This is a genomic window from Psychrobacter sp. Pi2-51, from assembly GCF_904846665.1.
GTDB classification, from domain to species: domain Bacteria; phylum Pseudomonadota; class Gammaproteobacteria; order Pseudomonadales; family Moraxellaceae; genus Psychrobacter; species Psychrobacter glaciei.
The window spans coordinates 200,914-207,297 of the sequence record NZ_CAJHBP010000003.1; the positions used below are offsets into that span (position 1 = coordinate 200,914).

At 43.5% G+C, this 6,384-nt stretch carries 6 protein-coding genes; 3 read left to right on the forward strand and 3 right to left on the reverse strand.

The features are described 5' to 3' along the window. Nucleotides 1–59: 59 nt before the first annotated feature. The 3 genes from fabF to JMY08_RS03030 all read right to left on the reverse strand — a co-directional run bounded on the left by fabF (nucleotide 60) and on the right by JMY08_RS03030 (nucleotide 4,001). Nucleotides 60–1,331, reverse strand: a complete 1,272-nt coding sequence (gene fabF / locus JMY08_RS03020; protein WP_051000713.1) for a beta-ketoacyl-ACP synthase II — start codon at nucleotides 1,329–1,331, stop codon at nucleotides 60–62. 199 nt (nucleotides 1,332–1,530) lie between these two features. Further along, nucleotides 1,531–2,868, reverse strand: coding sequence for an anhydro-N-acetylmuramic acid kinase (locus JMY08_RS03025; protein ID WP_201590231.1), 1,338 nt, complete (start codon nucleotides 2,866–2,868; stop codon nucleotides 1,531–1,533). A gap of 200 nt (nucleotides 2,869–3,068) precedes the next feature. Next, nucleotides 3,069–4,001: a DUF3800 domain-containing protein gene (locus tag JMY08_RS03030; protein ID WP_201590234.1), complete on the reverse strand. Its 933-nt coding sequence runs from the start codon at nucleotides 3,999–4,001 to the stop codon at nucleotides 3,069–3,071. A gap of 117 nt (nucleotides 4,002–4,118) precedes the next feature. Here JMY08_RS03030 and tyrS point away from each other — a divergent pair, with 117 nt between their 5' ends. From tyrS to JMY08_RS03045, 3 genes are read left to right on the forward strand one after another with little or no spacing between them, the layout of a single operon-like run. Beyond that, nucleotides 4,119–5,330 carry a tyrosine--tRNA ligase gene (gene tyrS, locus JMY08_RS03035; RefSeq protein WP_201590237.1) on the forward strand — a complete coding sequence of 404 codons (1,212 nt, stop codon included), beginning with the start codon at nucleotides 4,119–4,121 and terminating at the stop codon, nucleotides 5,328–5,330. A gap of 56 nt (nucleotides 5,331–5,386) precedes the next feature. Next, nucleotides 5,387–5,965 (forward strand): GNAT family N-acetyltransferase, encoded by a 579-nt coding sequence (locus tag JMY08_RS03040; RefSeq protein ID WP_201590240.1) that lies wholly within the window; start codon nucleotides 5,387–5,389, stop codon nucleotides 5,963–5,965. Nucleotides 5,966–5,996: 31 nt separating this feature from the next. Further along, on the forward strand, nucleotides 5,997–6,236 hold the full coding sequence (locus tag JMY08_RS03045; protein ID WP_201590243.1) for a DUF1653 domain-containing protein: 240 nt from the start codon (nucleotides 5,997–5,999) through the stop codon (nucleotides 6,234–6,236). The last annotated feature ends 148 nt before the right edge of the window (nucleotides 6,237–6,384 follow it).

The following is a 6,384-nucleotide window of genomic DNA, read 5'->3' on the forward strand; positions in this document are numbered from 1 at the left end:
ACAAACGTAGCAAATCTGACACCAAGGTTACAACAACGCGTGTTGTATGCTTTTATGCTCTAGTCATTGCTAGGCCAACGTGCAAAGACTAACGAGCCATTGGTGCCACCAAAGCCAAAGCTATTCGAGACAGCGTATTGCAAATTCTCAACTTTGCGAGATTGATTGGCGACATAGTCGAGGTTACAGTTGTCTTCCACGTTATCCAAATTAATGGTTGGTGGTACATGTTGATGCTGTAGGGAAAGCACTGTAAATATGGCTTCAACGCCGCCTGCTGCACCTAGCAAGTGACCAGTCATTGACTTGGTTGAGCTGACTAGAATACTGTCTTTCACTGGAGCAAATACGGTTTCAATGGCGATTGATTCAGCGACATCACCAGCAGGCGTGCTGGTACCATGAGCATTGACATAACCAACACTCGATGGCTCAATACCAGCATCGTGCAAGGCATTTCTCATTGCGCGTGCAGCACCATTGCCATCTTCTGGTGGCGCAGTAATGTGACCTGCATCATCACTCATACCGAAACCGACCAATTCAGCCAGTATGGTCGCGCCGCGTGCTTTGGCATGAGCCAAGCTTTCGAGCACGACCATACCTGAGCCATCACCGAGTACAAAACCATCGCGGGCTTTATCAAATGGACGTGAGGCTTTGGTTGGTTCATCATTGCGGGTCGAGAGTGCATGCATAGCACCAAACCCTGATATACCAAGCGGGCTTGAGCCTTTTTCACTACCACCGGCCAGCATCACATCGGCATCACCATAAGCGATCAGGCGTGCTGCAAGTCCGATCGCGTGAGTGGCTGTTGTACAGGCAGTCGATGTTGCGAGGTTGGGGCCTTTTAAGGTGTGCTTAATCGCCACCAATCCAGCCGCCATATTTATAATAGAGCCTGGAATAATAAAGGGTGAGACTTTCAGCGCGCCTTTTTCACGCAGGGTATCGCGGCTGTTTTCAATGGTTTGAATACCGCCAATCCCTGAGCCTAAAATAATACCAAAACGCTCTTGGTCAACACCTTGTACAGGCGCATCAGCCGCGCTTATTTGGTCGATAAAGCCCGCATTCTGTAGTGCCATGCTAGAGGCGGCGATACCATAATGAATAAATTCATCATAGCGACGTGCGTCTTTGGCATTCATATATTGTTTGGCGTCGAAGTCTTTGACCACACCCGCGATTTTCGCACGATATTCGGCAGCATCAAAATGGGTAATCGGTGCGATACCACTCTCGCCATTGAGCAGTTTCTTCCACGAGCTATCAACGTCTAGACCCAGTGGTGTAATGGCACCCATGCCGGTGATCACCACGCGCATATCATCAGAGCGCTCGTAGTGAGGTGGTTTATGGCGCGGTTTGTGCGCCGAGGTTGCGCTAACCTGATCGGCTTGTGAGGTGGTTGAATTGCTGTGTTGGCTCATGCGATATATCCTGTACTTACGGTCCTAAGAGGATGTTATTTCGGAAGTCATTATAAAACACATAGGTGCACGTATGTAAACTAAAATTAATGGACTAGGCAAAGCACACTTGACCCAGCACCACGTTTTTACTTGCACCTGTCACTGCTGGCAAATTACCTGTTTCACCCATCAATGTCTGTCTCGCTAGCCATGCAAAAGCAACAGCTTCTACCCATGTTGGATCTAATCCTAAGCTCGCAGTGGTTTCTACCGTGCAATGAGGGAGATATGCCTGCAAACGCGTCATCAAGTAGTCATTTAAGGCACCACCACCGCAGACGTATACCGAAGTATTTTCGTTAGCATCGATAAACTTATTAATTTGCGCACTCGCACTGATGGCTGTCAGTTCAGTGAGCGTGGCCTGTACATCTGCTGATGAATAACGAATGACCGCAGATGCCTGTTCGAATTTTTGCAGCTCGTCTTGTAGCCATGCTAAGTTAAAGTCTTCGCGGCCCGTACTTTTGGGATAAGATTTTGCAAAAAACGGATGTTCCAACAGTTGGTTGAGCAGCGGCTCAATGACTTGACCAGACTGCGCCCAAGCCCCACCTGCGTCATAAGAATTATCTGTATGCAACGAGGTCCATGCATCTAATAGTAAATTGGCAGGGCCAGTGTCGTAACCTACAACGACATTATCTACAACCTTACCTAGGACATCGTCTGGTTGATTTGATGATTTATTAGAAGTCGCTGGCAAGACGGTGATATTAGCAATACCGCCCAAGTTTAATAACACGCGAGTACTATCAGGTGTGGCAAACAACGCTTGATGAAAGGCTGGCACCAATGGCGCACCTTGACCACCGACTGCCATATCACGGCGTCGGAAATCGCTAACCACGCTGATGCCTGTACGCTCAGCGATGATATTGGCATCCAGCAACTGCAAGCTAAACCCCATCTGCGGACGATGGCGCACCGTCTGTCCATGACAGCCAGTGGCCAGCACCAACTCTACATCGGTATCGGCTTGTGTTAATAAAGTATTGACCACCTCGCTAGCAAACTCACCATACTCACGGCTCGCCCAGCCGAACCAGTCCAGTTCGCTGTTTGGTTCGTCAGCCGTTGGTGTCAATGTCTGAACACCATTGGGCTGACATAATGCCAATAATACTTCACGCAGTCGCGGTGGGAAGTCTTGGCTATAAGAAGCTAACAAGCGCATGGGCTGCTGAGCCTCGTCTTCATTACCAGTATCTGTACCGAATTGACAAAGAACGGCATCCATACCGTCCAAACTGGTGCCCGACATCATGCCGATATATAAGCCATCATCGAAGTTTTCAAACACAGTTTGCTCAAGTGCCTCAGTAAGTGTGGCATAATTTAAATCGTCGATAATGTCCTTGTCGTTGAAACTATTTTTTTCTGTTTTCATCGAAATACTCAAGTTATTGTTTGAAGTGGAAAAAGTTTATATCTTCTAATTAATTACTGTGAACTATATTCATAGTGAGGAAAAATATACTCAGATGGTGACTTTACTTCTATTCTGAAGAAATTTTGTTTTATAGATTGTTTAGCATTGGGTAAAAAGGTATAATGTTACTAAGTGGATTGGGGGTTCCCGGTCGGCGTCTAAGCTTCTGGGGGTTCCTGGAGGCTTTTCGCTTTTTTAGAAACAAGCTTTTTAGAAATAATATTTTTAGGAATGATTTTCAATCCATATCCTTCATAGTCTTGCCCTAGACAGTCTCGACCTCCACGACACATAAATTTTTCTCTCAATATATCAAACGCTCTATTGCTTTGAGTAGGTCTAAGATAGTTTATACCTATTGGTCTTGCAACTAAATCAGCAAACTGCAAGCCTGTAGAGTTTGCTTGTTTATCTACAAATACAATATCAAATGGTAATGGAACATTCTTACGATTATTACCGTCAATCATTCTTCTAAATTCAAGCTCCAAGGCTTTATCCTCTTTTTTGCCTCTACATTCAACTAGAATATGTGTTTTACGTTCGAGTTGATTTTTTTCACTCAAAAAATCATATAATCCTTCTAAGCAAAAACCTAATGCTAAGTGATAAGGATTATTTTCTTCTGTTAAAATATCAGAATTTTGTAGCTTGATTTTATCTATTACACAAGCTGCTAGTATAAAATTACTACTTTGCATAATCTGCGATAAATCATCTAAAAACACTTTGTTGAGACTTTGATTATTCAATAAAGTAAAAGCATTTTTTTTCTTTCTAATTTCATGCTCATGCAGAACTATTAAGTCATGACCAAAATTATTGAATTTAAACTTCTCGATGGCTGGTACGATTTTTTCAGCGTAGTGTCGCTTATGAAATATTCCAAATGCTAAAACGAAAACTGGGTAATCTGGATCGATACTTTCTAGGCTATGATCGCCGCTCTCGTCAACATAAACTATGTAATCACTAAAAGCGGCCTGTTCTGAATCTGGTTGTGATTCTGATTTAAACGATTGAAAATCATCACCATTAGCGAATTCAAATAGAGGCAGCTGTCGTAGTACTTGATTACAGGGCTTGGTCATGGCAATTTACCTTAAAAAACGCTAGTATATCCGTCAAATTCTAACATCTTTTGACAGCGACGAAATTCTAAATCGCTCAAACGTTTAACCCTTAATAAAGACAATAAAGAGATAATCATGACCACGCAAACTTACACGCTAGAAGAACAACTTGCCCTTATCCAACGCGGTACGCAAGAAATCCTATCTGAAGAGGATTTAGTGGCGAAGCTTAAGCTAAACCGTCCATTGCGTATCAAGGCGGGCTTTGATCCTACCGCACCTGACCTGCATTTCGGCCACACTGTTTTGATTAATAAACTCAAGCACTTTCAAGACTTGGGTCATGAGATTTATTTCTTAATCGGTGATTATACGGCCAAGATTGGTGATCCTTCTGGCAAAAACAGCACGCGTCCGCCATTGACTGATGAGCAAATCAAAGCCAATGCCACAACCTATGCTGAGCAAGTATTCAAAATTTTGGACAAAGAAAAAACCCGTGTGGTTTTTAACTCTGAGTGGTTCAATGACATGAGCGCCGCTGATATGATTCAGCTTGCCAGCCAGCAAACCGTTTCGCGTATGCTTGAGCGTGATGATTTCTCTAAGCGTTATGCCTCACAGACCCCAATCTCTATCCATGAGTTTTTATATCCGCTCGTGCAAGGCTATGACTCTATCGCGCTAAAAGCTGATGTGGAGCTTGGCGGTACCGATCAAACTTTCAACTTATTGATGGGACGCACGTTGCAAGGCCGTTATGGTCAAGAGCAGCAAGTATGTATCACCGTACCAATTCTGGAAGGGCTAGACGGCGTTAATAAAATGTCTAAGTCCTTAAACAACTACGTGGCCATTTACGATGCACCGGGCACGATGTACCAAAAAATCTTATCTATGCCAGATACGTTAATCCGCCGCTATTTTGAATTTTTAAGCTTTAAACCAATGGATGAAGTCGAAGGTTTATTGGCAGAAATGGAAAATGGTCGCAATCCACAAGAAATCAAACGTATTTTAGCCGAAGAGTTAATCGAGCGTTTCCATGATGCTGATGCCGCTGCCAATGCGCACAAATCAGCCGGTAATGTCTTAGCTGATGGCGAATTGCCAATCGATTTGCCAGAAGTAACAGTAGATCTAGAAGGTCAGGATGCACTATTTATCACTCAAGTACTGAACCAATCTGGGCTTGCGAAAAACAGCTCATCTGCCAAAGACATGGTAAAACGTGGTGTGGTAAAAGTAGATGGCGATGTGGTTGATGGTAGCTTTAGTTTAACATCTGGTCAGACAGTCGTTATCCAAGCAGGCAAAAAGGCTTATGCGAAAGTGACTGTTGCCTAAGTGGCTGTTGCTTAAGTGACTGCCACCTAAACTCATAGTGGCTTAAGGAAAAAGAAATGCTAGATTTACCGACATTATCCAGTAATGGTATTACCCTTAAGCCATTGATGCTCAGTCATGCAACTGACTTGATGGAGGCTTGCCAAGATGGTGAGCTATGGAAAATAAACGAGACGTCGGTACCTGAGCCAGACAAGGTTATTGGCTATATCAATACCGCAGATTCAATGTCTGACAGACAAGCATTTGTGGTCATTGATGAATCAAATGGTAAAGCGATTGGTACAACGAGTTTTCATGATATTTTACCAACCAGCAAACGCTTAGAGATTGGCTATACTTGGTATGCTAAATCATATTGGCGAACGCATGTTAATACGACTTGTAAGCTTATGCTGCTAACCTATATATTTGAAACCTTGAAGTATCAAACCGTAGGCTGGCGTACAGATATTGACAATCATCGCTCACAACAAGCCATTGAGCGCTTGGGTGCTAAAAAAGATGGCGTGATTCGAGGCAATCGTGTACGCCGTGATGGCATCATTTCAGATACAGTCATGTATAGTATGGTCAGTTCTGAATGGTCACAGATAAAGCCCAAGCTAGCAGGGAAATTACAAAGCGTTTATTAATCCTTCAATTATCAATATGAATGAGCTGTTTATGTCTCAACAAAATCAAGCCACTGTTCCCCAAGGCATCTACCGCCATTACAAAGGCAGCCTTTACCAAGTTTTGCATACCGCACAACATTCAGAAACCGAAGAATCGCTAGTGGTTTACCGCTGCTTGTATGGTGAATACGGCGTGTGGGTTCGCCCATTAGCCATGTTTGCGGAAACCGTTGAAGTCGATGGGAAAGTAATACCACGCTTTGAGCTTATTAAATCATTAGCAGATTAATGAATCAACTTCGTTAAAATCCACTGCCCAAATAAAAAGCGACCCATTAAGGTCGCCTTTTTTATGCCTATTGTCCCATCCTAGAATGAGTTGATATATTTTAGGCGATATTATGTCAAACCTAGAGAGTAACAGAGCTAAGCGCAGT

Bases quoted from the DNA above. Each gene is read 5' to 3' on its own strand.
- fabF (WP_051000713.1), bottom strand. From the start codon at position 1,331: ATGCGCGTGGTGATCACCGGCATGGGTGCCATTACACCACTGGGTCTA.
- tyrS (WP_201590237.1), top strand. From the start codon at position 4,119: ATGACCACGCAAACTTACACGCTAGAAGAACAACTTGCCCTTATCCAA.
- JMY08_RS03040 (WP_201590240.1), top strand. From the start codon at position 5,387: ATGCTAGATTTACCGACATTATCCAGTAATGGTATTACCCTTAAGCCA.
- JMY08_RS03030 (WP_201590234.1), bottom strand. From the start codon at position 4,001: ATGACCAAGCCCTGTAATCAAGTACTACGACAGCTGCCTCTATTTGAA.
- JMY08_RS03025 (WP_201590231.1), bottom strand. From the start codon at position 2,868: ATGAAAACAGAAAAAAATAGTTTCAACGACAAGGACATTATCGACGAT.
- JMY08_RS03045 (WP_201590243.1), top strand. From the start codon at position 5,997: ATGTCTCAACAAAATCAAGCCACTGTTCCCCAAGGCATCTACCGCCAT.